This window comes from Streptosporangium sp. NPDC049644, assembly GCF_040675205.1.
In the GTDB taxonomy this organism is placed as follows: Bacteria; Actinomycetota; Actinomycetes; order Streptosporangiales; family Streptosporangiaceae; genus Streptosporangium; species Streptosporangium fukuiense.
This window is the reverse complement of sequence record NZ_JBFAOJ010000177.1, coordinates 6,030-8,112: the sequence shown is the minus strand read 5'-3', so window position 1 is coordinate 8,112 and position 2,083 is coordinate 6,030. Positions and strand designations below refer to the sequence as shown.

Annotated in this window: 4 protein-coding genes and 1 pseudogene; 4 read left to right on the top strand and 1 reads right to left on the bottom strand. The window is 65.3% G+C overall.

What is annotated here, in order from left to right:
* Window positions 1–331 (bottom strand): annotated as a pseudogene (locus tag AB0J58_RS43315) (hypothetical protein); the annotation flags it as partial.
* 242 nt (window positions 332–573) lie between these two features.
* On the opposite strand from AB0J58_RS43315, the gene AB0J58_RS43310 reads away from it, so the two are divergent.
* The 4 genes from AB0J58_RS43310 to AB0J58_RS43295 are packed head-to-tail and all read left to right on the top strand — an operon-like array spanning window position 574 to window position 1,935.
* Window positions 574–810, top strand: a complete 237-nt coding sequence (locus tag AB0J58_RS43310; RefSeq protein WP_357795904.1) for a hypothetical protein — start codon at window positions 574–576, stop codon at window positions 808–810.
* Window positions 807–1,220: a DUF6221 family protein gene (locus tag AB0J58_RS43305; protein ID WP_357795901.1), complete on the top strand. Its 414-nt coding sequence runs from the start codon at window positions 807–809 to the stop codon at window positions 1,218–1,220. Before AB0J58_RS43310 ends, AB0J58_RS43305 begins: the two co-directional genes overlap by 4 nt.
* The gene (locus AB0J58_RS43300; RefSeq protein WP_357795898.1) at window positions 1,217–1,603 is read left to right on the top strand and encodes a hypothetical protein; all 387 of its coding nucleotides are present in this window, start codon (window positions 1,217–1,219) and stop codon (window positions 1,601–1,603) included. Before AB0J58_RS43305 ends, AB0J58_RS43300 begins: the two co-directional genes overlap by 4 nt.
* Window positions 1,604–1,653: 50 nt before the next feature.
* Entirely contained in the window at window positions 1,654–1,935 is a 282-nt protein-coding gene (locus tag AB0J58_RS43295; protein WP_357795895.1) for a hypothetical protein, read from the top strand.
* Window positions 1,936–2,083 lie beyond the last annotated feature (148 nt).

The window sequence follows — 2,083 nt, the reverse complement described above, 5'->3', positions numbered from 1 at the left end:
GACCCTGCGGGCCGGTCTTCCCGATCGGCCCCTGCGGACCGGTCAGGCCCTGCTCACCCCGCGGGCCCTGAGGCCCGGCGGGGCCACGCTCCCCCTGCGGACCGGCGGTGGCGACACCACTCTGCCCCTGGCCGCCCCATGAGGTCTTGAACTCGGTGGTGCGGCATTTCGTGCTGGCGTTGACGATGCGTGCATACCGGGTCTTGGTGTTGACGCAGGCAGTCACCACGTCACCGGGGGCCGTCTGCGCGGCGGAGGCGGTGGTGACGGTGGACAGGCCGACTGCGAGCACGGCGGTGGCAAGGATCGCAGCAGGCGTACGGAGACGCATGGTGGTTACTCCAGAAGACGAAGGGAAAGTCGTGGCGCGGCCCGACCAGAGTGGCAGAAAGGACCGATCCACACCCGGCATATCCGGGCGCATGTAAGAAAAACGAAATACTCCCGCCTCGCCAGAACGGCAACGGCGAATCGTGCAGCCATTCGTAGCATGATCGTGCGATATGTATAGCAGGTCGGCCTTTTAGCGAGCGGATCGTACAGTCTTAGGCAGACCCCCACCGGAGGAGCGCTGTGGCTGAGGAAGAGACCGCCGACGACCGCCCCGAGTTCCTCGCTGAGCTCAAGGACATGTACGGCTACCCCGTCACACTGATGAACAGCCCGAGCGCTGACCAAGATGCGGTCCTGTTGGCCATCGGGTCCGGCATCCACAACCAGAATGCGTTCGCGCGCCTCGCTGAAGATGAGGTTCGGGCTATACGGGATGCGCTCACTGTTTGGCTGGACACGCCTTGGGAGGAGCGGTGAGCGAGGACATGCTGACCTGGTTGCGCTCTCAGATCGTCGCCGAGAAGGAAGCATCCGAAGCTGCAACCAAGGGCGAATGGGCCAGCGACGACGGCGGCAGCATCCATGTCGGCCACCCGACGAACGTGGTCGTGGACTGGATCCTCAACGATGAAGATCTTGACCACGTTCTACGGCAGCAGCCTCGGGACACGATCGCCCGCTGCGAAGCAGACCTCGCCATCCTCGACGAGCACGAGATCCACGACAGCGGGTTCGGCCAGTCCTGCACGGTCTGCTTCGAGAAAGGCAGGGACGGCGCCGACGTACCGGTCGAGGCGCCGTGCCGCACGGTGCTCCTGCTCGCGTACGGGCGTCGTTACCGCCCTGGCTGGAACCCGGACTGGACACCCGAAGGGGTGGAGACGTGAGCACTGGACGCCCGGATATCCGCCCTCAGCAGCTCGCTCAAGCCAGGGGATTCATCCAGGAGGCAGCCGATTACCCAGAAGCCGTATCCACAGCGTGGACGGACCTACAGGACTGGGAGGAACTCACCGCCTCCAAGCAGGCGGAGATCAGCGGGCTGCTCCCCTGGATCGCTTCGCAGGAGTGGCCGCCCGAGGTCGCGACCCCGGTGAAGCACCAGTTCGAACGTCTCCCGAATGGGAGCATCGACGACTTCGCTCATGAGGTCGAGGCCGACTTCGGCGGGCACAACGGGCCTCGCTGCGAGGTCTGCGGCACTGCCTTCTGCGAGCACTGCACCCCGGACCGGTACGACGAGGAATGCCCGGGAATGTGGGTCGAATGAGCTCCGGGGAACATCTGCCCCCGTACACAGCGAAGAGAGAGGATGAGGTCATGAACGAGGACGGCTTCTCCCTGCTGGCCCACTTCGGGGCGCCCTGCGAACCGCAGAAAGTCAAGGACTACGAGCTTCCCGTCTTGTTGAAGCTGTCGCCTGAGCTGACAAGGGTGGCTATCCGCGAGTCCTTCGAGTCCCCTGCCGCGATCGAGGGTCGCATCGTCACGGCGGAAGATGTCGCCGAAGCGTACGCCGAGACGCAGGACGGAGTGCGGGCAGAGACCATCACCTGGGACGGGAAGAGAGTGTCGGTAACCTGGGACGACGCATGGTTGTGAGTTTCCACGCTGACCCCGTACACGACGAAGAGCGCCCGCCGTCCGTGAGGAGGCGGGCGCTCGCGCGCGTCGGGGACGCTTGTCTCCCTCGGAGGGGAGAGTCAGGCCAGCGCAACGGCCTTGTGTGGAGCCCCGTCCGGGCATGGCC

Bases quoted from the DNA above. Each gene is read 5' to 3' on its own strand.
- AB0J58_RS43295 (WP_357795895.1), top strand. From the start codon at position 1,654: ATGAACGAGGACGGCTTCTCCCTGCTGGCCCACTTCGGGGCGCCCTGC.